The sequence below is a fragment of the Paraglaciecola sp. L3A3 genome (genome assembly GCF_009796765.1).
Classification (GTDB): domain Bacteria; phylum Pseudomonadota; class Gammaproteobacteria; order Enterobacterales; family Alteromonadaceae; genus Paraglaciecola.
The window spans coordinates 4,112,166-4,134,930 of sequence record NZ_CP047023.1; the positions used below are offsets into that span (position 1 = coordinate 4,112,166).

The 22,765-nt window shown below is 39.7% G+C and carries 23 protein-coding genes; 8 read left to right on the forward strand and 15 right to left on the reverse strand.

The window, feature by feature from the left end; translation table 11 throughout:
- The 6 genes from GQR87_RS17115 to GQR87_RS17140 all read left to right on the forward strand — a co-directional run bounded on the left by GQR87_RS17115 (position 1) and on the right by GQR87_RS17140 (position 6,674).
- Positions 1 to 684 (forward strand): YggS family pyridoxal phosphate-dependent enzyme, encoded by a 684-nt coding sequence (locus GQR87_RS17115; protein ID WP_158971433.1) that lies wholly within the window; start codon positions 1 to 3, stop codon positions 682 to 684.
- 31 nt (positions 685 to 715) lie between these two features.
- Positions 716 to 1,537: a pyrroline-5-carboxylate reductase gene (gene proC / locus GQR87_RS17120; protein ID WP_158971435.1), complete on the forward strand. Its 822-nt coding sequence runs from the start codon at positions 716 to 718 to the stop codon at positions 1,535 to 1,537.
- Between the two features lie 19 nt (positions 1,538 to 1,556).
- Positions 1,557 to 2,099, forward strand: coding sequence for a YggT family protein (locus GQR87_RS17125; protein WP_158971437.1), 543 nt, complete (start codon positions 1,557 to 1,559; stop codon positions 2,097 to 2,099).
- A gap of 49 nt (positions 2,100 to 2,148) precedes the next feature.
- Entirely contained in the window at positions 2,149 to 2,535 is a 387-nt protein-coding gene (locus GQR87_RS17130; RefSeq protein ID WP_233267499.1) for a DUF4426 domain-containing protein, read from the forward strand.
- Between the two features lie 118 nt (positions 2,536 to 2,653).
- The gene (locus GQR87_RS17135; RefSeq protein WP_370459612.1) at positions 2,654 to 3,961 is read left to right on the forward strand and encodes a PotD/PotF family extracellular solute-binding protein; all 1,308 of its coding nucleotides are present in this window, start codon (positions 2,654 to 2,656) and stop codon (positions 3,959 to 3,961) included.
- A 19-nt stretch (positions 3,962 to 3,980) separates the two neighbouring features.
- Positions 3,981 to 6,674, forward strand: a complete 2,694-nt coding sequence (locus tag GQR87_RS17140; RefSeq protein WP_158971444.1) for an ATP-binding protein — start codon at positions 3,981 to 3,983, stop codon at positions 6,672 to 6,674.
- Positions 6,675 to 6,677: 3 nt separating this feature from the next.
- On the opposite strand, the gene GQR87_RS17145 is transcribed toward GQR87_RS17140, so the two are convergent.
- A complete protein-coding gene (locus GQR87_RS17145) occupies positions 6,678 to 7,850 on the reverse strand; it encodes a DNA-binding transcriptional regulator (RefSeq protein ID WP_158971446.1) in 1,173 nt (390 codons plus the stop codon).
- A 198-nt stretch (positions 7,851 to 8,048) separates the two neighbouring features.
- On the opposite strand from GQR87_RS17145, the gene xylB reads away from it, so the two are divergent.
- Positions 8,049 to 9,503, forward strand: a complete 1,455-nt coding sequence (gene xylB, locus GQR87_RS17150; RefSeq protein ID WP_158971448.1) for a xylulokinase — start codon at positions 8,049 to 8,051, stop codon at positions 9,501 to 9,503.
- Positions 9,504 to 9,604: 101 nt separating this feature from the next.
- Positions 9,605 to 10,924: a xylose isomerase gene (xylA, locus tag GQR87_RS17155; protein ID WP_158971450.1), complete on the forward strand. Its 1,320-nt coding sequence runs from the start codon at positions 9,605 to 9,607 to the stop codon at positions 10,922 to 10,924.
- A gap of 75 nt (positions 10,925 to 10,999) precedes the next feature.
- On the opposite strand, the gene GQR87_RS17160 is transcribed toward xylA, so the two are convergent.
- From GQR87_RS17160 to urtA, 14 genes are all read right to left on the reverse strand, one after another.
- Positions 11,000 to 11,257, reverse strand: coding sequence for a hypothetical protein (locus GQR87_RS17160; protein WP_158971452.1), 258 nt, complete (start codon positions 11,255 to 11,257; stop codon positions 11,000 to 11,002).
- Positions 11,258 to 11,456: 199 nt separating this feature from the next.
- On the reverse strand, positions 11,457 to 11,639 hold the full coding sequence (locus tag GQR87_RS17165; protein ID WP_158971454.1) for a hypothetical protein: 183 nt from the start codon (positions 11,637 to 11,639) through the stop codon (positions 11,457 to 11,459).
- Positions 11,640 to 11,704: 65 nt separating this feature from the next.
- A complete protein-coding gene (ureG, locus tag GQR87_RS17170; RefSeq protein WP_158971456.1) occupies positions 11,705 to 12,319 on the reverse strand; it encodes an urease accessory protein UreG in 615 nt (204 codons plus the stop codon).
- Between the two features lie 55 nt (positions 12,320 to 12,374).
- Entirely contained in the window at positions 12,375 to 13,082 is a 708-nt protein-coding gene (locus GQR87_RS17175; protein ID WP_199271637.1) for an urease accessory protein UreF, read from the reverse strand.
- Positions 13,060 to 13,524: an urease accessory protein UreE gene (locus GQR87_RS17180; RefSeq protein WP_158971458.1), complete on the reverse strand. Its 465-nt coding sequence runs from the start codon at positions 13,522 to 13,524 to the stop codon at positions 13,060 to 13,062. Before GQR87_RS17180 ends, GQR87_RS17175 begins: the two co-directional genes overlap by 23 nt.
- Before the next feature lie 58 nt (positions 13,525 to 13,582).
- On the reverse strand, positions 13,583 to 15,286 hold the full coding sequence (gene ureC, locus GQR87_RS17185) for an urease subunit alpha (RefSeq protein WP_158971460.1): 1,704 nt from the start codon (positions 15,284 to 15,286) through the stop codon (positions 13,583 to 13,585).
- Positions 15,286 to 15,594, reverse strand: coding sequence for an urease subunit beta (locus tag GQR87_RS17190; RefSeq protein WP_158971462.1), 309 nt, complete (start codon positions 15,592 to 15,594; stop codon positions 15,286 to 15,288). The genes ureC and GQR87_RS17190 overlap by 1 nt, the downstream gene beginning before the upstream one ends.
- Positions 15,595 to 15,603: 9 nt before the next feature.
- Complete coding sequence (gene ureA / locus GQR87_RS17195) at positions 15,604 to 15,906, reverse strand: urease subunit gamma (protein WP_158971464.1); 303 nt, start codon at positions 15,904 to 15,906, stop codon at positions 15,604 to 15,606.
- Positions 15,907 to 15,956: 50 nt separating this feature from the next.
- On the reverse strand, positions 15,957 to 16,856 hold the full coding sequence (locus GQR87_RS17200; protein ID WP_158971466.1) for an urease accessory protein UreD: 900 nt from the start codon (positions 16,854 to 16,856) through the stop codon (positions 15,957 to 15,959).
- Between the two features lie 107 nt (positions 16,857 to 16,963).
- Positions 16,964 to 17,659, reverse strand: a complete 696-nt coding sequence (gene urtE / locus GQR87_RS17205; protein ID WP_158971468.1) for an urea ABC transporter ATP-binding subunit UrtE — start codon at positions 17,657 to 17,659, stop codon at positions 16,964 to 16,966.
- Positions 17,659 to 18,468 (reverse strand): urea ABC transporter ATP-binding protein UrtD, encoded by an 810-nt coding sequence (gene urtD, locus GQR87_RS17210; protein ID WP_158971471.1) that lies wholly within the window; start codon positions 18,466 to 18,468, stop codon positions 17,659 to 17,661. The genes urtE and urtD overlap by 1 nt, the downstream gene beginning before the upstream one ends.
- The gene (gene urtC / locus GQR87_RS17215; RefSeq protein ID WP_199271638.1) at positions 18,465 to 19,652 is read right to left on the reverse strand and encodes an urea ABC transporter permease subunit UrtC; all 1,188 of its coding nucleotides are present in this window, start codon (positions 19,650 to 19,652) and stop codon (positions 18,465 to 18,467) included. Before urtC ends, urtD begins: the two co-directional genes overlap by 4 nt.
- Positions 19,652 to 21,289 (reverse strand): urea ABC transporter permease subunit UrtB, encoded by a 1,638-nt coding sequence (urtB, locus tag GQR87_RS17220; RefSeq protein WP_158971473.1) that lies wholly within the window; start codon positions 21,287 to 21,289, stop codon positions 19,652 to 19,654. The genes urtC and urtB overlap by 1 nt, the downstream gene beginning before the upstream one ends.
- Positions 21,290 to 21,447: 158 nt before the next feature.
- Positions 21,448 to 22,731, reverse strand: a complete 1,284-nt coding sequence (gene urtA, locus GQR87_RS17225) for an urea ABC transporter substrate-binding protein (protein ID WP_158971475.1) — start codon at positions 22,729 to 22,731, stop codon at positions 21,448 to 21,450.
- Between the last annotated feature and the right edge of the window lie 34 nt (positions 22,732 to 22,765).

The window sequence follows — 22,765 nt, forward strand, 5'->3', positions numbered from 1 at the left end:
ATGGAAACAATAGCAGAACGACTTAAAAGCGTACAAGCAAGCATTAAGCAATCTACCCTAGATGCTCATCGTCCATTAAATTCGGTGAGATTGCTAGCCGTAAGTAAAACCAAACCCGTATCTGATATTGTCCAAGCGTATGAAGCTGGACAACGTTTGTTTGGTGAGAACTATGTGCAAGAAGGTGTAGAAAAGATCCAGGCTTTAGAAAAACTAGCCGATATTGAATGGCATTTTATTGGCCCCTTACAATCAAATAAGACACGTTTGGTGGCTGATAACTTTGATTGGGTACATACTATTGACCGCTTAAAAATAGCTCAAAGGTTAAATGATCAGCGTAGTATTTACCGGCCATTAAATGTCTGTATTCAAGTCAATATTGATGGTGATGAAAATAAATCAGGAGTAACAAGCAACGAACTCCCTGAACTGGCAAAAGCAATTGAACAGATGCCAAACTTAGTGCTACGTGGTCTAATGACCATTCCTAGAGCCCATCAGTTAAAATCAGAACAGAAATTAAGCTTTAACAAAATGGCTGATTTATATAATCAACTTAAAAACCTATACCCAAGCGTGAATACCTTATCTATGGGTATGTCTGGTGATATGCAAACGGCCATATTATGCGAAAGTACAATGGTCAGGGTAGGAACAGGTATTTTTGGCTCTCGTATTTAAATTCACATAAAATTATTAGGTAAATTTTTACATGCAACAAAGAACAATAGCATTTATCGGCGCTGGCAATATGACCAGAAGCATTATAAGCGGCTTAATCGCTAACGGTTACCCAGCTGAATTAATCATAGCCAGCAACCCGTCAATCGGTAAACTTGATGTTTTAAAAAACGACTTCGCGATTCAAACGACTCAAGACAACCAGCAAGCAGTTGAATTTGCCGAAGTAGTGGTTTTAGCCGTTAAACCTCAGTTAATGGAACAAGTTTGCAATCAATTAGCTGAGTCCAACAATCTAGATGGCAAGCTGTTTGTTTCCATCGCAGCCGGCATTCCTACCGCTAGATTACAACAAATGTTAAATGGCCACAGTGCAGTCATTCGTACTATGCCAAATACTCCAAGTGCTTTAGGCAAAGGAATGACAGGTTTATTTTCTGCTCCTATTATCAAGCAAGAAGACAAAACATTTGCTGGCGATCTTATGTCTCAAGTTGGTGAAATAGCTTGGGTGGATAAAGAGTCATTGATAGATTCTGTTACTGCTGCAGCAGGCAGCAGCCCCGCTTATTTCTTCTTATTTTTAGAAGCCATGGAAAAAGAAGCGGAGCGCCAAGGTTTCGATCACAAAACCGCTCGTTTACTAGTTCAACAAGCTATGTTAGGTGCGGCAGAAATGGTTTGTCACAATCCTCAACTTGAATTATCAGAGCTACGCACCCAAGTTACATCTAAAGGAGGCACTACCGCTAAAGCTATTGAATCTTTTCAACAGCAAGATATAGATAAAGTGGTTGCCACAGCTATGCAAGCAGCAGTGATTCGTGCCGAAGAAATGGCTAAACTGTTTTAAAAGTTAGGAAAATAATTTTATGAGTTCAGTACAATTTTTAATTAGCACTGTCTTTGACTTGTACCTGATGGTGGTATTGTTACGCCTTTGGTTACAATTTGCTCGGGCAGATTTTTATAACCCTTTTAGTCAGTTTGTGGTTAAAGCCACTCATCCTATAGTGGCCCCCATGCGCCGGATATTGCCATCAATAGGCCGTTTAGATACCGCGACTTTTGTGTTGGCTTTATTGGTTGCAGCTCTTAAACTGGTAATTCTTAATGTGGTGGTAAATGGTGTGGGGATCAATCCAATATCTCTAGTGATTATTTCTTTTATCATAGTGATTAAAGAAGCCTTTACTGTCGTTATGTATACCTTAATTTTACGAGCAGTCATGAGCTGGATAAGCCAAGGCCGCAGCCCAATGGAATTAGTATTAAATCAATTAACTGAACCCATGTTAGCGCCAATTCGTCGACGTTTACCAGAAATGGGTGGCTTAGATTTATCAGTTATGGTGGTAATATTAGTCCTATTATTTTTACAAAAATTATTAGGTGACATTTTTGGCATTTTTTAAATCGAAAAAATTAACTTGCTTAGCTCTTGTTTGGGCTAGCTGTGTCACATTGTACGCTAACCCAGTTTTAGCTGAACAAAAAGTCAGTTTAGCCAACTGGGATTTACATTATATTGCTTTAAATAGTACATTTTTAACCCCTGACGTAGCGAAACAATACGGCATAGTGCGCAGTAAATTTAACGGCTTAATTAATATTTCTGTACTAGATAGCAAAAGTAAAGCCGCTCAATCAGTAGCATTAACAGGCACGGCTAAGAATTTACTTGGTGTAGTCAAAAAACTAGCCTTCAAGGAAGTAACAGAAGGTGAAGCTATATACTATTTGGCTGTCTTATCTTTTAGCGATCAAGAACAATATCGAATATCAATCGATATTAATGACGGGAAAGTAACAAAAACGCTAAAATTCCAGCATAAGTTTTACGCAGATTAGACATCTATCCGCCTTGGGAGTTGATAACTCCCTTTAAAAGCCTATATTTAATTGCACTTAATTTCGACTTACTCTAAGGTAATCATAAGATATGGTTATTGTTTAAGGGAGTATGTTTGTGAGTATCAAAAAACCAAAAATCATCTGCAAACTCCCTTTAAAGACAAGTGCAAGTCGTCGAGAGGCATTAAAAACCATAGGTCAGGCAGTAATTAGCGCTACGGCCATAACTCAAGCCCCTTATGTTTTTGCCAAACAACGTACTCAATTAAAAGTATTAGGCACACATGTCACTTTACAGGAAGAATTACGTCAAAAAGCCATGGAAGATCTCGGCATAGATTTGATTTATGAAGCAAAAGGTAGCGCTGCCGTATTGCAAAAAGCGTCAATGAACCCACAATCCTTTGATTTATATGAACAATGGTCAAACAGCATCCGCCCCCTTTGGGCCGCTCGCACTATTCAACCAATAGAGAAAAAACGTCTAACCTATTGGGATGAAATAAACCCATTAAGTAAAACCGGCAAAGTCAGTGATGAAGCAAAAATTGGTGCTGGGGATGCCCCAAATAAGATATTACATATCCAAAAAGATGGCTCATTAGGCAAAAATCACACTGAGCAAATTAGTTTTTTGCCCTATGTACATAATGTTGATTCATTTGGTTACAACACAGATATCATTGTCCCTGGCGAAGCATACAAAACTGAAAGCTGGGGATGGTTACTTGATCCTAAACATCAAGGAAAAGTGGCCATAGTTAATGCTCCTAGTATTGGCATATTTGATTTAGCTTTGGCGGCTCAAGCACAAGGTTTTATTACGTTTAATGACATAGGTAATATAACTAAAGCAGAATTAGATACGTTATTTAAAATATTGATTAATCTGAAACACCAAAACCATTTTAGCGGATTTTGGAATTCAGTTCCCGAATCTATCGATTTTATGAGAACTGGTAGAGTAGCAATCAGCAGTTTGTTTTCTCCCGCAGTTTCAACATTAAACAGCCAAAATATAAACGTTAGATACGCTGCCCCCAAAGAGGGGTACAGAGGTTGGCATGGCGTAATGTGTTTATCGGCCGCTACACAAGGACGAACTAAAGACGCAGCTTATGATTACATGAATTGGTGGTTATCAGGATGGCCAGGTGCTTTCATTGCTCGGCAAGGGTATTATATTTCTAACCCCCAACGTTCAGCCAAATATTTAAATAAGTCAGAATGGGACTATTGGTATGAGGGTAAAGCCGCGAACGAAAATTTACTCGGGACTGATGGAAAACTTTCAGTAAAAAAAGGCGACATACGTTCGGGTGGTAGTTACATTAAGCGATTTAGTAATATAGCGGTTTGGAATACTGCTATGCCCACTTACGATTATAGTGTACAGAAGTGGTACGAATTTATTAGTTCATAATTATATTTTAAGGTGCAGTGTGCTTAAAACAATAAAAGCTCAGATTATATTAGTCTCAGTAATCTTAACAATACTACTTCTATCGCAAGTATTTTTATCCCGTAGTATCAGAGCGACATTTGTCGACAGCCTAGATCTAACCCAAGAAGCCGTGCTTAAAGTGAGTCTGGTAAGAGAGTTAGAGAGAGATGTTATCGACTTACAACGTAATGTTCTGATATACAAAGAATCAGCAAGTGAATCAGCGATTAATCGCTTCAATACCTTGATGAAAAGAAATCAACAAAACCTCACATCATTAGAAGATCTCACCGCTCATCAAGCACAAAAAGATGTTTATCATGATTATATTTTGCGGATGCGTGCCCACCTTCAAGAATATGATGAAAATTTTGGCAATGTGATTATTGGACGAACAAAAAGACAATATATCCATAAAGTCGGTATTTTAGCTGAATTAGAGTCCATATTTAATCAATTAAAAGTAAACCAGACCTCAACAACTGCTTCAATGAATCAAATTCGTTATCACCTTGCAAGAGCTCAAAACTTCTTACTGCAGTATCTAGTCACCCCAGAACAAGAACTAGTCACCTCTTTTCAATCTCAACTAAAAGAAGCCAAAATAATAGCCTTAAGCCAACTTGAACAAAGTAATCAGCTACAACCTGTTTTAGATAAACTATTGCAAGTTGAAAGTGATTTTTTGCAGTTATCGCAAATTACTCGTGGCTATTTATTTTTAGTCAATGTGGTGATGGCAGGTTCTGCCAATGAATTTCTTTTTCTAGCCCGTGAACTAAATAGATTAGTGACTGAAAACTTTACTGAGACAAATATTAATGTAAAACAATCAGTAGAAGATACCCAAATTAGAAGTGATTTATTTTCTGCATTCGGCATTTTATTAGCGCTTAGCACCGCATTATTCCTAGGTTATCGAATCATGGTACCGATAAAAAACATTACAGTAATTTTTGAAAAATTAGCCAAAGGAAAAGACATAGAAACGATACATGGACTGGATAGAAAAGATGAAATAGGTCAATTAGCTCAATCCGCATCCGTGTTCCATGAAAAAAATAAGCAGACCACAGTGTTACTTGAACAGTCACAAATGCTTAACTCCAAACAAGAAGCCCTAAACCAACAACTGATGATCTCTAACAGAGCTGCTGAACAAGCAACGGCGTCCAAAAGCATATTTTTAGCCAATATGAGTCATGAGATACGCACCCCAATGAACGGTATCATTGGTATGTTAGATGTGATTTTAAGTAGCGATCTGACAGCAGAGCAGCGGGAAAAACTAGATAAAGTCGCCTATTCCGGAAAAATTTTATTAAGCTTAATTAATGATATTTTAGACTTTTCAAAAATAGAAGCCGGTAAATTGGATATTGAAAATGTTGAGTTTTCGATTAATTCAGTTTTAGCTAATACCTTGGCCAATATATCAACCCGCGCTAAAGAAAAAAATCTTAATGTGTTGTTTTATGTCAACCCCGAAATTCCTAATACCTTAATTGGTGATCCCTTACGTATCACTCAGGTTTTATTAAATTTATGCAGCAACTCCATAAAGTTTACTAACCATGGTTCGGTAAATATCGAAGTAGATCTTATCGACTCTAACCAAGCCGATTCGATTAAATTATCGGTAAAAGTAATCGATACTGGTATCGGTATGAGTAAAGAACAAGTGAATAAAGTATTTGATTCTTTCACTCAAGCTGATGGCTCAACGAGTCGAAATTTTGGTGGAACTGGTTTAGGGCTTACTATTGTAAAACAGTTAATAAACTTAATGCATGGCGAAATTTCTTTACTTTCAAAACCAGGCAAAGGCAGTACATTTAGCTTAATGATCCCTCTTCATATAAGCAGAAATGCAACGGCCATTTTGCCCATGCAAAAAATAACCGATGGGAAGCTTTATTATTTTAGTGAAAGTAGAAAAGGCCTATTATATTCTCAGTACATTGAAAGAACTTGCCCGAACTATCATCACTTTCCATTATCTGCTATCTCTGAACACGCCAATAAAATCACTGCAGAAGATGCAGTGATTATTGATGTGGCGAGTTTGCCTGCATTCAAAAAATTCCATCAACTAGTAATCAAAATAAAAGAAAAAACAGACAAAATTGGTTTTATTACTAATTCGCAACCCAGTAATTTACCTAGTCAATTAACCTCATTATGGTCGGCAGAATGTCTGACCCACCCTTTTGTGCCACATCAAGCCGCTGACTTTCTAGCTCATGTATTTAGTAGCACAAATATAATGCAAGATCCTACGCTTATTAAACTTGATGGTTACGTTCAACAAACTTACCTTGGACATATTTTACTGGTTGAAGATAATCACATAAACCAAGCAGTAGCAGGCGAGATGCTAAAAATATTGGGCATAAGTTACGACACAGCTGAAGATGGGCTTCAAGCCGTGACTAAAGTCACTAACTCCCCATATTACGACCTGATATTAATGGATATTCAAATGCCAATAATGGATGGCTACGAAGCAACACAAGAAATTAGAAAGCACGGTCATAAAGACCTAATTATTTGTGGTTTGTCAGCGAATGCCATGAAAGAAGATTATACCAACGCGAAAAAAATCGGCATGAATGATTATATTACTAAGCCTCTAAAGCTTAAATCTTTAGAGGCATTGGTTAAGAAGTATTTAAAATCAACTAAACCATAAGAGTTAATTTTGAGTATGTTCTATTCTGTATTCTCTCGGTGTTTGACTATAATGTTTTTTAAACACAGCATACATATATTGAAGCGAAGGATAACCACACACTTGTGCGACTTCACTGGTTGGTAACTCTGTTTCTGCGAGTAACTTGCTGGCCTTCTCTAATTTTTCATTGTGGATTTCAGCATGTATGCTGTGACCTCTTTCATCTTTGAAGCGTTGTTCTAGATTTGAACGAGATACCCCAACAAAATCCAACACCTGATCAACCTTAATCCCACGACAAGCATTTTGCCGAATATAGTGCATAGCTTGGATAACAAAGGGATCTTTTAAAGCTTTAAAATCAGTAGATTGACGTTCCGACACCCCTAATGGCGGCACTAACACTCGTTTGTTTTTTAAACCATCATTATCTAAATGACGATGTAATAATTTTGCCGCTTGAAAGCCCATATCAAAACAGCCTTGTGTAACTGAGCTTAAACTAATACGACTCAAATAACGGGCAATATCATCATCATCTATGCCTACAATAGAAATATTGTCAGGTACTAATTTTCCAATATGATCGCAAGCTTGCAATAAATGCCTAGCGCGCGCATCTGTTACTGCAACTATGCCAACTGGATTAGGTAAAGCTTGGATCCAATCTGTCACTCTGTTCATGGTATATTGCCAAGTTTCTGGTCGGGTTGGATGGCCACGATAAATAGAACAATCGTAACCATCCTCCTTACACAACTTAATCATCGCCTGCTCACGCTCTACAGCCCATCTGTGATTGTTGTCAGCCGGAAATCCATAAAAAGCAAAACGTTCCAAGCCTTTTTTCTTTAAATGCTCATAAGCACACTTAACTACAGCAAAGTTATCTGTGGCAACATAGGGCACGTCTGGGTAATCAGCCTGATTTGAATATGATCCTCCCACACCAATAACCGGAACTTTGGCATTTAATAAGGCGGTTTGGATTGTCGGATCATCAAAGTCAGCAATAATTCCGTCTCCTCCCCATTCATCTATATTTTCTAGGCGTGTTAAAAGATCTTCTTCAAGATAGATATCCCAATCTACTTTTGACGATTGCAGATAATGACCAATTCCTTCAATCACTTGACGGTCGTATACTTTATTGGCATTAAACAAAAGACTAATACTGTGTTTAGCTTGGAACATAAATAACTCCGGTGTATCTAGGGTCTATAAATAGTTTTATGTTTTCTTATTTCTCGTAACATCATTGTTACAAATGATTGTAGATTCTGCCTAGATATTTTTTACTTTTTTTCGTTATTTAATTTCGTTTTCGCTTCCTAGGCTCTTTATATCCTATTCTCTTTGCTATAGTCATTAAAACTTTTCAGGAGAAGTATAATGTTTCTAGGCGTCGATTTAGGCACTTCAGGTATTAAAATAGTGTTAACAAACACAGATGGCGAAATAATTGATAGCGCTTCAAGCTCTTTCGATGTGAGTCGTCCTCATCCACTTTGGTCTGAACAAAACCCTCAAGATTGGTGGACTGGATTTTGTGAAGCGATGGATATTCTAAGTAAAAAGCAGCCCTTAGAAAAAGTACAAGCAATTGGTCTAGCTGGACAAATGCATGGTGCCACTTTATTAGACACTCAACAAAATATAATTCGTCCTGCCATTTTATGGAATGACGGCCGCTGTGAAGCCGAATGTAAGGCACTAGAAAAGCTAGTTCCTGAAGTACAAAAAATCACTGGTAATATTGTGATGCCCGGTTTTACCGCACCTAAATTATTATGGGTTAAAAATCACGAAGCCGACAACTTCGCAAAAGTTGATAAAGTTTTACTGCCTAAAGACTACTTACGTTATTTAATGACAGGTGATTTTGCATCAGATATGTCTGATGCTGCTGGCACTATGTGGTTAGACGTAAGTTCTCGTCAATGGCATGCAGGTTTATTAGCCGCCTGTGGTTTATCCGAAGCCAATATGCCTAAACTTTATGAAGGTTCAGAGATCACCGGCAACTTAAGTGCAGATGTTGCAGCCCGTTGGAACATGCAAACTGTACCAGTTGTTGCAGGCGGAGGTGACAATGCCGCAGGAGCTGTGGGTGTTGGCATAGTGAAGCCTGGTCAAGCCATGTTATCCCTAGGTACATCAGGTGTGTATTTTGCAGTAACAGATGGTTTTAAAGCCAACCCTGAATCAGCTGTACATAGTTTTTGTCACGCCTTACCTAACACTTGGCATCTCATGTCAGTCATGTTAAGTGCTGCAAGTTGTTTGCAATGGTATGCAGAATCTATCGCGCAAAAGCCGGTAGCAGAGTTACTTAAAGAGTTAGACGAAGCTGATATCGACATAGCTAACGCACCAATATTTTTACCTTATTTAAGTGGTGAACGTACCCCTCATAATAACCCAATGGCAACCGGTAGCTTTTTTGGTTTAACTCACTCAACCGATCAAGCTAGCTTAACTCATAGTGTGTTAGAAGGCGTGAGTTTTGCTTTTGCCGATGGCATTGAGTGTTTACATAACTCAGGTGTTGATGCCGACGAAATCACCTTAATTGGTGGTGGTGCTAAAAGTGTTTATTGGCGTCAACTATTAGCTGACGTGTTAAACCGTTCGGTTAATTACCGTAAAGGAGGAGACGTAGGTCCAGGTTTAGGTGCCGCCCGACTCGCGCAAATAGCAATTGATACGGATAAAAAATTAGAGCAAATTTGTCCACAACCAGACTTAGAAGCCGTGTTTGAACCCAACAACACTAATGCAATTTTATACGCAAAACGCCGTGAAAAATTCAAACAGTTATATAAACAATTAGCCCCCTTATTTTAAATAAAAAGAACAAATCTTTACCGAGAAAACATAATTGAGCATCTGTCATATTTAGCAGATGATAATTTAAATTTAGAAATAATTAATAGCAGGAGAGCCTCATGGCCGAATATTTTAAGAACATCCAAAAAATTGAATATGCAGGACCAGATTCAACCGACCCTTTAGCTTTTCATCATTACAACGCCGATGAAAAAATACTAGGTAAAACTATGGCCGAACACTTACGTTTTGGTGCTTGTTACTGGCACAACTTTTGTTGGGACGGTGCTGACGTATTTGGTCAAGGTACTTTTAATCGCCCGTGGTTGAAAGCAGGTGATGCAATGGAACGTGCCAAGCAAAAAGCTGATGTTGCTTTTGAATTCTTTTCAAAGTTAAGCATTCCTCATTACAGTTTTCACGATATTGATGTGGCGCCTGAAGGCAACAGCATCAAAGAATATGTAAATAACTTCGCTGAAATGACTGACGTCCTTGAACAAAAACAAGAAGAAACTGGCATGAAGTTATTATGGGGTACTGCTAACGCTTTTAGTAACCCTAGATACGCAGCTGGCGCATCAACCAACCCTAATCCAGAAGTATTCACCTACGCAGCAACACAAGTATTTAATGCTATGAATGCCACTAAACGTTTAGGCGGTCAAAACTACGTGTTATGGGGTGGTCGTGAAGGTTATGAATCATTGCTTAACACTGACCTACGTCAAGAGCGTGAGCAAATGGGTCGCTTTATGCAAATGGTTGTTGAACATAAGCATAAAATTGGCTTCAAAGGTACTTTATTAATTGAACCTAAGCCTCAAGAACCAACTAAACATCAATACGACTATGACACCGCTACTGTGTACGGTTTCTTGAAACAGTTTGGTTTAGAAAACGAAATTAAAGTAAACATTGAAGTTAACCATGCAACATTAGCGGGTCACTCTTTCCAACATGAAATAGCCACTGCTATCTCTCTTGGTTTGTTTGGTTCAATTGATGCTAACCGTGGTGATGCACAGAATGGTTGGGATACTGATCAATTCCCAATTGATGTGCCTGAATTAACACTTGTTATGACTGATATTTTAAAAGCCGGTGGATTCGAAAACGGCGGATTCTTGTTTGATACTAAACTACGTCGCCAATCTTCAGATCCAGCCGATTTATTCCATGGTCATATCGGTGGTATGGATCACTTAGCTTTAGCTCTGAAAAAAGCAGCCGTTATTGTTGAGAATGATTTCTTAGGTGCCGCTGTATCTGAGCGTTACAGAAATTGGAATGGTGATTTAGGTAAATCTATTGCAAAAGGTGAGCACAGCTTAGAATCATTAGCAGCTTACGCACTAGATAACGAGATTGCTCCACAACATGAAAGTGGTCGTCAAGAAATGTTAGAAAACAAAGTTAACCGCGTATTATTTGGTTAATTTTTAGTGTTGACTAGAATCAAAAAAGGCCTCAGTTGAGGCCTTTTTTATATGTTGCAGATAGAAATTTCTGTCTTAGCTATTATTTGCCACATCCCTTAGCTTTTGCTCTTTTCTAATTTTAAGCACCACATAGATATTATGAATAGTTAAAAATAAACAGACTAGTGCAATTAACAGGCAACCAACAAAAACCTGAATAAATCCATCATAATAGGTATAAGCAAAAAATGCACAAATGACCCCAATACTGAACTCTATAAAAGCCACTTCAACAAAGGTTTTTATATTTGTCACTATCGGCTGGGCAAAAAATTTGAACTTATAAGACATAGCTCACCTCTAGGATCAAGTTAACCCGTCTGCAGAAAATTTCATCCAATTCTAAATTTCCTAAGACGAGTTAGTGGGGCACTTTTACTTACCATGCCCTGAGAATCAAGATATTGCAACTTTACAGGTATTTTCTGCCGTATGAGTAACATATAAAAGGCCCTACAAGCAGGGCCATTTTGATAAATAGACTTAACAATTATTCTTTATTTTTACTGCGCTTTTTTGCCTTTAACCAGCCATAACCTTTAAAAATAACTAAGGTAAGTAATGCGTATAAAGCCATGTGGTAAGCAAGGTGACTATCACCTAAAGCATGATCTTCGTGAGCCATTGCTTGGGCACTGAGTAACAAGGCAAATATAGTCGTGATTAATTTCATAATAAAAATCCTTAAAAATAATGGGTGACGTTTATTGCCACCAGCAAATTAAATAAATTAGTTTGTTAAACCTTAAGCATACCTTCGGTTTCGATAAACTCTATGATTTCAGCTAACCCCTGTTGAGTTTTCATATTACTGAAAATAAAAGGCTTATCACCACGCATTTTTTTACTGTCTCTGTCCATCACCTCTAGAGAGGCACCTACTAGTTCAGCAACGTCTATTTTATTGATAATCAATAAGTCTGATTTAGTGATACCTGGGCCGCCTTTACGGGGGATCTTATCACCAGCAGACACATCAATAACATATAAAGTTAAATCTGATAATTCAGGGCTAAAAGTAGCACTTAAGTTATCACCACCACTTTCCACTAATACAAAATCTAAATCAACATGACGTGATTGTAATTCGTCAATGGCCGCTAGATTCATTGAAGCATCTTCACGAATAGCTGTATGTGGGCAACCACCTGTTTCGACCCCAATAATGCGATCTTGTGCTAAGGCATCGTGGCGGGTTAAAAACTCGGCATCTTCACGGGTATAAATGTCGTTAGTCACAACTGCCATATTGTATTTGTCACGTAAGGCTAGGCATAATTCGCGCAATAAGGCTGTTTTACCCGAACCTACAGGGCCGCCGACACCGATACGTAATATTTGTTTTTTCTTCATAATGTTCAAAATCTCTTTAATAAATAAAGCTGTTAATTCTTTTATCTGTGCAAACTCAAGAGCGAAATAATCGCGTGTATTGATCTTCGTGCCAAGCACTGGCCATAGCTAAATGCGGTAAGCTCGCACTTATATCGTCATCAGCTACTTGATTTGCTTGAATGACCACTGCGTCAACTTTCGCAGATAGTTCATATAATAAATTTTGTGCCTGAGTTTGCCCTAAAGGTACCAACTTAGTGGCCGCTGCCACTTGGTTGTCAATATAGGTCCAGCAAAAACCACTTTGCGCCGAAATTAAGTCTAGCTTAAATGCATAGGCAGCTATGGCAAACACACTCACAAAACTCAGCTCTTTGATAACGAGCAGTGCTTCTACCTCAGCTAAATCGAGGTTATCTAGTAAGCTAAGTAACCTTACTAGTGCTTTGCCCATAGCTAAGTCAGCCATATGCAATTCGTAACTTTCACGGCTGGCTAATATGTATTCATTCCAGTAGCTAAACTGCTGAGTATCATTTTCAATTAAGGCCGCATACAAACGTTTGATAATGGCTAAATCTGTTTGAGCAATGGCCACCGACAAATTTAACTCAATCCAACTTTGCGTACTTGCAGCGTTATTGATCCACTGTTTTTCTACCGCGTATTCCAAACCTTGAGAAAACGAAAAACCACCTACAGGCAAATTGGCGCTACAAAGTTGCAGTAAGCGGTTTAGTTTGAGCGGATCAGGACTACTAATGGGAATGATCCTGTTCATGTGCGTGAGAATGCCCACCACTGCCATAGGCGCCATTTTCAGGTTCAAAAATAGCCGGAGTGTGGTTCACACTTAAGCCATATTTTTCTGCTAGCTGTTCCAAAACATGATCAGGTTTAAAACGTACCCACAACTCACCAACTTGCAATACAGTATGGCGGTTACCTAAGTGATAACACACTTTACTAAATGTTAACCAATCTGTGCCAATAGCGGTACTAACTGGCTCTGCTTGGCCTTTAATTTCGATTAACTTACCACATTCAGTTTTAAGTACTTCACCCACTAATAAGGGGTGGCCGCGCTCCATAAAAATACCTAGGTCTAATCCTTTGTCGGTCTTTATTTTGATACGCGCTTTTTTACGGGTGTCATGATCTAACGTGATGCTGTCATCAATTGGATCATGCGTATGCTGTAAACGCTCATATGCTTGTAACATGCTTTGTTCGATTCCTAACTTTCAAAATTATATTTATACGTTAACCTATGCTGCACAATCAAAATAGACAATAAAGCTGTGCTAACGGTAATGACTCTGCTGGTTCACAAGTCAATAACTCACCATCTGCGCGCACTTCATAAGTTTGTGCGTCGACTTCAATTTTAGGCTGCCAATTATTGTGGATCATATCGTCTTTACCAATGTTGCGAGTGTTTTTACACGCACCAGTAAGGCGCGTCATGCCTATTTCGCTTGGCACGCCTTTATCAATGGATGCCTGAGACATAAAGGTCATCGAGGTATTAGCCGCCGCACTGCCGTGAGCACCAAACATTCGGCGATAATACACAGGTTGCGGAGTAGGAATAGACGCATTGGCGTCACCCATAGGGGCCGCAGCAATAAAACCACCTTTGATGATCATCGCTGGTTTAATGCCAAAGAATGCCGGTTTCCATAATACTAAGTCAGCTAACTTGCCCACTTCAATTGAGCCAACTTCATGGCTAATACCATGGCTAATAGCAGGGTTAATAGTGTACTTAGCCACATAACGTTTAAGTCTAAAGTTATCGTTACGCTCTGTATCTGGTGCTAGCGGCCCGCGCTGTTGTTTCATTTTGTGGGCAGTTTGCCAAGTACGAGTGATCATCTCCCCCACTCGGCCCATGGCTTGTGAGTCAGAAGCAATCATACTGATGGCCCCTAAGTCATGCATAATATCTTCAGCGGCAATACTTTCTTTACGAATGCGCGAATCAGCAAAGGCCACATCTTCAGGAATACTCGGATCAAGGTGATGGCAGACCATCAACATATCTAAATGTTCATCAATAGTATTAATAGTATATGGCCGTGTTGGGTTAGTTGACGAAGGCAATACATTGGCTTCACCGCAAGCACGAATAATATCGGGCGAATGGCCACCACCGGCACCTTCGGTATGATAGGTATGAATAGTGCGGCCTTTAAATGCGCCTAAGGTATCTTCAACAAAACCTGATTCATTTAAGGTATCAGTATGAATCGCTACTTGTATGTCGTAGCGATCAGCCACTGACAAACAACAATCAATAGCCGCTGGAGTCGTGCCCCAGTCTTCGTGTAACTTAAGACCACAGACACCGGCTTCAATTTGCTCTTCTAGGGCTAAGGGTAAACTGGCATTACCTTTACCTAAAAAACCAAAGTTCATGGGGAAATCATTAGTGGCTTGCAACATTTTATAAATGTTCCAAGGCCCAGGTGTACAAGTAGTAGCATTGGTACCTGTTGCCGGACCTGTGCCGCCGCCTATCATAGTTGTTACGCCCGACATTAAAGCTTCGTCAATTTGTTGTGGGCAAATAAAATGAATATGTGCGTCTATGCCACCAGCCGTGAGTATTTGCCCTTCACCGGCGATGACTTCTGTGCCAGGACCGACTTCGATATCAATATTATCTTGAATATCAGGATTACCAGCCTTACCGATTATGGCAATGCGGCCATCTTTTACACCAATGTCGGCTTTGACTATGCCCCAATGATCTAAAATTAGTGCGTTGGTGATCACAACATCCACAGTTTCATAACAAGAGGCTTGGCTTTGACCCATACCATCGCGAATAACTTTACCGCCGCCAAATTTGACTTCTTCACCGTATTCAGTGAAATCTTTTTCTACTTCTAACCATAAGTCGGTGTCGGCTAACCGTACCCGGTCACCCACAGTTGGGCCAAACATATGAGCATAAGCATGCGTATCAATTGTTGCCATTAGTCTAAATCTCCCTGTACATCACCACGAAAACCGAACACGCGACGTTTTCCGGCATAAGCCACTAAGGTTACTGCTCGCTCTTGGCCCGGTTCAAAACGCACCGCAGTGCCCGAGGTAATGTCTAACCTAAAACCTTTACACATTTCACGGTCAAATCTTAATGCTGGGTTCACTTCATAAAAATGATAGTGAGAGCCCACTTGAATAGGTCTGTCACCACTATTGGCCACAGTCACCTGAATCGTTTCACGGCCCACATTTAATTGGCGTTCGCCATGATCTGTTTTAATTTCACCAGGGATCATATTTATTCCTTACACTATGGGATTATGGACGGTGACGAGTTTAGTACCATCAGGAAAAGTCGCTTCAACTTGGACTTCAGCTACCAACTCTGGTACCCCTTCCATAACTTGGTCGCGGCTTAGCAAAGTACGGCCGTAATCCATCATTTCGGCTACGGTTTTGCCGTCTCTGGCTCCTTCCATTATTTCCATAGAAATATACGCCATAGCTTCTGGGTAGTTCAGTTTCACGCCTCGTTTTAATCGACGTTCTGCCAATAATGCCGCAGTAAATAATAACAGTTTGTCTTTTTCTCTTGGTAATAGGTCCATAGTTTCTTTGCTCTTTCTCTAGGCTATTTTTTAGGCTAAATGGATGACAATTAAGTATGCCAAATGCGTGGCACTATGCCTTGCTTTTGCATATAAAGTGGCCTAAGTTGCTGCCACAATAAAATAAATATCTGCTTGCACTGCTCAGCATGATGACCCAAGTAACGAACAATAATCAGCTGATTGATATGGGTCACACTGACTTGGTTTTGTAGGTTTTGTTGTGTAATGGTTTCTCTAAGCTGCTGAATTAATTCTGTTTGTGTTTTTTGATTCACTAATTCAGCTGAGGCATAAGCTAATAAGGTCGCAAACACACTGTTACCAGCTAAACCTACAACATGCTGTTGTACTTGCTCGTTGCCTTTGCAGGGTTCGGGACTAACTTTAATTCTGTCATGAAAAATAAGTTTATTGTCGCAATACACTTGGTTGAGTTGACTGAACGTACCGCTAAGAAATAACTGAGCTGCACTGGGCAAACCTAAACAAGTAATATCCCAGCCTAAATAAGTGCTATCAGCGGCTAAGTTAACCACAACCTGATTCACCCCTTCCGCTCCTTCGTAAACAATGGTCTCTAATGGAAAATGTTCACACTTTGCTTCTGAGGGTAAATACACATGGGTGATTTGTTTTTGCACTGGCGTACCAATACTGGCATCTTCACGAGCACGATAAAAACGATTGGCTCCTGGCGTTGTCACCAGCACATGGGCTTTTGGCTCTAAATTAACATCGACATGTAATGTATCACCCGACACTATACCAGCCGGAGGGTGTAACAAATACACATGAGCACAATCACGACCTTCGGGATAAAAGGCTTTTTGAATAGTCAAAGGGCCGACCCGTTGAGTACGAGCCAATTGAGTACCATGAACAGAATAGCTGAAAGTTAGTGCTAACTTAGCCAGCCATTCTCTTTTCAGGATGGAAGTCGCAGACATACTAATTTTGTCCACCTAGGTAAATTATTTTATCTGTTTTTTTCTGTATTTTCACGGCACACCGTTTGTTTTTATACTGCCAGACTTTTTACTCAGTCTGGCATTTTTTATACAGCTAAGTACTTGCCAACTAATTCATCGGTTAATTGTGCCATGGGACCCGACGACATAACATGCCCTTTTTCCATTAATATGAATTCTTCACCAATAGCTCTAGCAAAAGGCAGTTTTTGTTCTACTAGCACTATAGTCATGCCTTGTTCTTTATTCAGTTTTAATAGTACGTCACGAATGAGTTGCACAATATTTGGCTGAATACCTTCGTTTGGTTCATCCAGAATTAACACTTCTGGGTTTAACACCAATGCTCGTCCAATAGCTAATTGTTGCTGCTGACCACCAGACAAATCGCCTCCTCGGCGGTGTAACATTTCTTTTAAAACCGGAAATAATTCATACACATGTTCAGGAATGGTTTTACTGGTTTGACGCTTACAGTTTAAGCTGACCTTTAAATTTTCTTCAACGGTTAACTGAGGAAATATATGTCTGCCTTGAGGCACATAACCTATGCCCATTTCGGGGCGAGATTCAACACTGCGTTTAGCTGCATTTTCACCAGCAATGGTTAAGCTGCCACCACTGATGGGTAACATACCCATAATCACTTTTAATAAGGTGGTTTTACCCACCCCATTCCGACCCATAATACAGGTACGTGAACCTTTTTTAATATCAAGGTTCATGTCCCATAAAATTTGGGTGCCACCATATCTTTGGTCAACGGATTTAAGTTCGATCATTAACCTTGCTCCTCACCCAAATACACTTGGATTACTTCTTTATTTGATTGGATCTCTGACATAGTGCCTTCGGCTAATACCGAACCTTGGTGTAACACAGTCACCTTTTTAGCAATTGAACGAACAAACGCCATATCGTGCTCAACCACCACTACCGAGTGCTCGCCTGCTAATGAAGTTAATAATTCGGCGGTACGCTCTGTTTCTTGACCTGTCATACCGGCAACGGGTTCATCCACCAACAGTACCCTTGGGTTAGCGGCCAGTAACATGCCTATTTCTAACCATTGTTTTTGCCCGTGAGACAAACGCCCTGCTGGATAATTGCATTCTTTAATGAGATCTATGGTGTGTAAAATTTCAGCAATACGGTCTTTTTGTTCACCATTTAATTTATGGAATAAAGAAGACCAAATGCCTTTATTACCTTTTAAACTCAATTCAATATTTTCAAACACAGAAAGTTGTTCAAATACCGTTGGTTTTTGAAATTTTCGACCAATACCTGCATTGGCAATTTCCGCTTCATCCAACTGTAATAAATCCACTTGTTGACCAAAGCTAACCTTGCCCGTATCTGGGCGAGTTTTCCCTGTGATCACATCCATTAAGGTGGTTTTACCTGCGCCATTGGCACCAATCAAACACCGTAACTCACCGTCGTTGATATATAAATTCATGTTGTTCAGGGCTTTAAAACCATCAAAACTAACACTGACATCTTCCACATATAAAATCACACCGTGGCGGGTATCTGGCTGAATATTTTCAGTGGCAGATATAGGTGAACCATTTTTATCGACTATCATGACTTCACCTCCGCGGCATGTTCTTCTGCTGCTTTAGCATTAGCTTTTTTATCTTTTATTCTAGTGATTATCGACGGCACAAAACCGGCAATACCTTTAGGTAACAACAAGGTGACTAACACAAACAACCCCCCTAAAGCGAATAACCAAGCTTCGGGCATAATGGCGGTAAAACGCGTTTTAGCATAACTCACCACTATGGCACCAATTAACGCACCGTAAAGGGAATTACGTCCACCTACTGCCACCCAAATCACCATTTCGATTGAGTTGATAGGCGAAAACTCACCTGGATTAATAATACCCACTTGCGGCACATATAGTGCACCTGCTAGGCCGGCAATCATGGCTGATGCCACGTAGATCCATACTTTATAATCTTCTGGTTTATAACCGACAAAACGAACACGGTTTTCTGAGTCACGAATGGCGGTGACCACTCGGCCCATCTTTGAATTAACAATAAAGTGACAAACCACATAAGCCACTGCCAGCACCAAAGCGGTGGCAATAAATAAGCCCAGTTTGGTGTCTGGCGATTGTAACGAGAAGCCGAATATTTCTTTAAAGTCGGTTAAGCCGTTATTTCCACCAAAGCCCATTTCGTTGCGGAAAAACGCTAACATTAAGGCATAAGTCACCGCTTGGGTCATGATAGACAAATACACACCACTAACTCGTGAGCGAAACGCCAACATACCAAATACATAAGCTAGTATCCCGGGGCCAATAAACACCATGGCTACCATCCACAAGATACTGTCAGAGCCTGCCCAATACCAAGGCATTTCGGTCCAGTTTAAAAACACCATAAAATCAGGTAAGTCAGGGTTACCGTATACACCCCGGTCACCAATTTGGCGCATTAAGTACATACCCATGGCGTAGCCACCTAAGGTGAAAAACGCGCCATGACCAAGACTTAAAATGCCGCAATAACCCCACACTAAATCAACGGCTAAGGCTAATAGTGCGTAACATAAGTACTTGCCAAACAAGCTCACTGTGTAGTCACTCACGTGCAACATTGAGCCTTCAGCAAAAAGCAAGTTACACACACTCACATAAAACGTGGCTAATAACAGTACCCCAATCACCACATGTAAATTGCTTAACTTACCCAATAGGCCAGTAGCTGATGCAGTTGACGGAGCACTTGAAGTATTTGTAGTTGATGAAGTCATTAGTCTGCTGACCTCCCTTTTTGTGGAAACAGCCCTTTAGGACGTTTTTGGATAAATAACACTAATCCAACCAACACAATAATATTGGCTAGAACCGACCCAGTAATAGGCTCTAAGAACTTATTAATTGACCCTAACGACATAGCCGCCACTAAGGTGCCCCATAAGTTTCCTACACCACCAAATACCACTACTAAGAATGAATCAATAATGTAAGCTTGACCTAAGTTTGGCCCCACGTTAGTTAACTGACTGAGTACCACACCCGCAATACCTGCAATGCCCGAACCCAAACCAAAAGTAATAGCATCCACCCAATCACTTTTAATACTTAATGCTCTAGCCATATCACGGTTCTGCGATACCGCTCTTACATGTAAGCCTAAAGACGATTTTTTCAGTATGAGTAGTAAAGCAAAGAACACCATCAGTGAAAATATAATGATATATAAACGACTGTAAGTTAAAGAGAACACTGGGTTAATTTGTAACGATCCACTCATCCATTCTGGTGAAGACACCTGACGATTTAATGGTGAGAAAATGGTTCTGACTAACTGTTGTAAAATAAGGCTGATACCAAAGGTAGCCAGTAAGGTTTCTAACGGACGACCTTTTAAGAAACGGATCACACATCGTTCAATCAAAATACCCACACTACCCGACACTAAAAATGCTAGGGGTATAGCAATAAACAAAGAGTATTCTATTAAATGGGGGAAAATTAGCTGTACCACATAGGTGGTATAAGCACCCAACATGATCATTTCGCCGTGAGCCATGTTGATCACACCCATCACACCAAAGGTAATCGCTAAACCAATAGCGGCGAGTAATAACACTGAGCCTAAACTCAAACCAAAAAAGATATTTTCAACCACACCGTAAAAACTGCGTTTGTTGTCGATAGTTTCAATAGCGCTATTGATGCTTTTCGCTAAGGCAATATCTTCTGCAGTGCTTGGTTTTTTAGGTAAAGCTGCCAGTTGTTTTACCAGCATGTTTTTTACCGATGGCTCTAAGCTAGTTTCTAACGTGGTGATTGCCGCCATTTTTTGTTGATGAGTACCGGTTTTTAATATTTCTACATCTAAAATTACCTGCATTAGGTATCTAACATCTGAGTCCGTTTCTTGATTAATTAAATCATTAATTGCCTCTAAAGCACTGTCGTTGGGCTTGTCGATTAATTGTTGCAGTGCTTGAATACGTACATCTGAGTCTGGGTCAGTTAAGTCTAACTTAGCTAATAGGCTTCTTATTTTTCCTCGCAGGCTATTGTTGGTTCTGATTTTTTTAATCGCACTTTTACCGATATTAGCATATTCAACTGAGCCTAAAACATCAGTCACATCATATTCTTTTTGGTCGTTATAAACCGCGCGAACAATGGCCTTATTGGACTTGATATAATAAAGCTCGCCGTCTAATAAATATTGTAATAAAACCCTTGTTTTCGGGCCCTTAGTCGCAGAAATTTTTTCTACTAAGGGTGCCATTTTAGATAATTTGGTAGTGGGTAATTGGCTGGCTAGTGTAGACAATGACGAGCCGGCTTCAGTTTCAGTTTGATTGTCAGCAGCAAAGGTGTGACAACACACAAATACACTGAGCAATACCATGATCGTTCTCAACATTGTGTTTTCCTTTTTGGGTACAACATAATTCTAATTTGGTGCTTGAGTGTTATGTATTGATTGAATAATGGTGTTTTTAATGTTGTTTAAAGTAGCTTGTACACCCCATCTAATGACAGACTGCACAAGCATCTTAATTATTAATTTATATTATATTGTTAGAAATTTTGACCAGAACATTTGGCGGTTTTCACATCGAAGTTGCCGCATGAAACAGGTGCTGTCCAATCAGAGATTAGGTTTTTAGAACTATCTAAATGATCAGACCATGCATCGCCAATTACTGTGTCGCTCGTTTCCCAAACCACTTCGAATTGACCGTCTTCTTGGATTTCACCAATTAGTACAGGTTTAGACAAATGGTGGTTAGCGTTCATCACTGCAGTCCCACCAGTTAGGTTAGGCACTGCCACACCAATCAAGGCTTGCTCAACAGAATCAACATCAGTCGTACCTACTTTTTCAACTGCTTTAGCCCACATGTTGAAACCAATATAAGTTGCTTCCATAGGATCATTAGTCACACGTTTGTCGTCGCCAATGTACTCTTTCCAGTTAGCAATGAAGGCTTCGTTTTCGTCAGACTCAACACTTTGGAAGTAGTTCCAAGCGGCTAAGTGACCCACAAGAGGCTTAGTATCAAAACCAGATAACTCTTCTTCACCTACAGAGAAAGCGACTACTGGAATATCTTCAGCAGAAATACCTTGGTTGCCTAGCTCTTTGTAGAAAGGAATGTTTGCGTCGCCATTAATAGTCGAAACAACGGCTGTTTTCTTACCAGCAGAACCAAACTTTTTAATGTCAGAAACAATACCTTGCCAATCAGAGTGTCCGAAAGGCGTGTAGTTGATCATGATGTCAGCCGGTTTCACACCTTTAGATAATAAATACGCTTCTAATATTTTATTAGTAGTACGAGGGTAAACATAGTCAGTACCCGCTAATACCCAACGAGTGGCACCAATGTCATTCATTAAATAATCAACAGCTGGGATGGCTTGTTGGTTTGGCGCAGCACCTGTGTAAAATACGTTTTTAGATGATTCTTCACCTTCGTACTGTACTGGGTAAAACATTAAACCGTTAAGTTCTTCTAATACAGGTAAAGCAGATTTACGTGATACTGAGGTCCAGCAACCGAAGATAACGTCTACTTTTTCTTTAGCTAATAATTCACGCGTTTTTTCAGCAAATAAAGGCCAGTTAGATGCAGGGTCAACCACAACTGCTTCTAATTTTTTACCTAACAAACCACCTTTTTTGTTTTGCTCTTCAATCATCATTAACACTGTATCTTTTAGCGTAGTTTCACTGATAGCCATAGTGCCTGATAAAGAATGTAAAACACCGACTTTAATGGTATCAGCAGCCATTGTAACTTGGGCTACTAGACTGCTAGCAATGATTGAGCTAGCAAGAATAAGTTTTTTAAATTTCATAATGTGTTCCTATTAATATTGATTGATAGCCTTC

Bases quoted from the DNA above. Each gene is read 5' to 3' on its own strand.
- GQR87_RS17115 (WP_158971433.1), top strand. From the start codon at position 1: ATGGAAACAATAGCAGAACGACTTAAAAGCGTACAAGCAAGCATTAAG.
- proC (WP_158971435.1), top strand. From the start codon at position 716: ATGCAACAAAGAACAATAGCATTTATCGGCGCTGGCAATATGACCAGA.
- GQR87_RS17125 (WP_158971437.1), top strand. From the start codon at position 1,557: ATGAGTTCAGTACAATTTTTAATTAGCACTGTCTTTGACTTGTACCTG.
- GQR87_RS17145 (WP_158971446.1), bottom strand. From the start codon at position 7,850: ATGTTCCAAGCTAAACACAGTATTAGTCTTTTGTTTAATGCCAATAAA.
- xylB (WP_158971448.1), top strand. From the start codon at position 8,049: ATGTTTCTAGGCGTCGATTTAGGCACTTCAGGTATTAAAATAGTGTTA.
- xylA (WP_158971450.1), top strand. From the start codon at position 9,605: ATGGCCGAATATTTTAAGAACATCCAAAAAATTGAATATGCAGGACCA.
- GQR87_RS17160 (WP_158971452.1), bottom strand. From the start codon at position 11,257: ATGTCTTATAAGTTCAAATTTTTTGCCCAGCCGATAGTGACAAATATA.
- GQR87_RS17165 (WP_158971454.1), bottom strand. From the start codon at position 11,639: ATGAAATTAATCACGACTATATTTGCCTTGTTACTCAGTGCCCAAGCA.
- ureG (WP_158971456.1), bottom strand. From the start codon at position 12,319: ATGAAGAAAAAACAAATATTACGTATCGGTGTCGGCGGCCCTGTAGGT.
- GQR87_RS17175 (WP_199271637.1), bottom strand. From the start codon at position 13,082: ATGAACAGGATCATTCCCATTAGTAGTCCTGATCCGCTCAAACTAAAC.
- GQR87_RS17180 (WP_158971458.1), bottom strand. From the start codon at position 13,524: ATGTTACAAGCATATGAGCGTTTACAGCATACGCATGATCCAATTGAT.
- ureC (WP_158971460.1), bottom strand. From the start codon at position 15,286: ATGGCAACAATTGATACGCATGCTTATGCTCATATGTTTGGCCCAACT.
- GQR87_RS17190 (WP_158971462.1), bottom strand. From the start codon at position 15,594: ATGATCCCTGGTGAAATTAAAACAGATCATGGCGAACGCCAATTAAAT.
- ureA (WP_158971464.1), bottom strand. From the start codon at position 15,906: ATGGACCTATTACCAAGAGAAAAAGACAAACTGTTATTATTTACTGCG.
- GQR87_RS17200 (WP_158971466.1), bottom strand. From the start codon at position 16,856: ATGTCTGCGACTTCCATCCTGAAAAGAGAATGGCTGGCTAAGTTAGCA.
- urtE (WP_158971468.1), bottom strand. From the start codon at position 17,659: ATGATCGAACTTAAATCCGTTGACCAAAGATATGGTGGCACCCAAATT.
- urtD (WP_158971471.1), bottom strand. From the start codon at position 18,468: ATGATAGTCGATAAAAATGGTTCACCTATATCTGCCACTGAAAATATT.
- urtC (WP_199271638.1), bottom strand. From the start codon at position 19,652: ATGACTTCATCAACTACAAATACTTCAAGTGCTCCGTCAACTGCATCA.
- urtB (WP_158971473.1), bottom strand. From the start codon at position 21,289: ATGTTGAGAACGATCATGGTATTGCTCAGTGTATTTGTGTGTTGTCAC.
- urtA (WP_158971475.1), bottom strand. From the start codon at position 22,731: ATGAAATTTAAAAAACTTATTCTTGCTAGCTCAATCATTGCTAGCAGT.